This is a genomic window from Geminicoccus flavidas (assembly GCF_009806515.1).
Classification (GTDB): Bacteria; Pseudomonadota; Alphaproteobacteria; order Geminicoccales; family Geminicoccaceae; genus Geminicoccus; species Geminicoccus flavidus.
Map to the genome: position 1 here is coordinate 1 of NZ_WUJP01000489.1, position 610 is coordinate 610.

At 69.2% G+C, this 610-nt stretch carries 1 protein-coding gene; it reads right to left on the minus strand.

Annotation, left to right across the window (positions count from 1 at the left end; translation table 11 throughout):
* Nucleotides 1-580: LysE family translocator (locus tag EQG76_RS13805; RefSeq protein WP_159714295.1), on the minus strand; the 580-nt coding region annotated here is incomplete at its 3' end.
* Nucleotides 581-610 lie beyond the last annotated feature (30 nt).

Below are 610 nucleotides of genomic sequence, written 5' to 3' on the forward strand. Positions count from 1 at the left end.
AGAGGGTCGCCGCCAGCAGCAGGCCCATGGCGATGTTGAACCATTTCAGCCGGACCGAGTCGCACAGGAACCGCCGCAACGCCAGGCCGAACCCGGCCCAGACCAGCACGCTCGGCAGGTTGACGACGGCAAAGGTGAGCGACACCAGGATCGCCGACCAGAACGGGCTGCCCGGGCTGGCAGGGACCGCCATCGCGGTCACCGCGACGATCCAGGCCTTCGGGTTGACCCACTGGAAGGCCGTCGACTCCACCAGGCGCAACGGACGGCCTTCGCCATTGCCCTGCTGGCCCAGCGAGCGCGCGTTGGCGATGCGCCAGGCGAGATACAGCAGATAGGCCCCGCCACCGAGCTCGAGCGCCAGGTCGAGCGCCGGGAAGGCCGCCAGCACGCTGCCAAGGCCGAGCCCGACGCCCAGCAGCAGCAGGCCGAAGCCGAGGGTGATGCCCAGCACCTGCGGCACCGTCCGCACGAAGCCGAAATTGGCGCCCGAGGCCAGCAGCATGAAGTTGCTGGGCCCGGGCGTGATCGAGGTGACGAAGGCATAGGCGCACAGCGCCAGCATGACGTCGTAGGACATGGCTTCCTCCACCGGTGAACCGGACGGCAC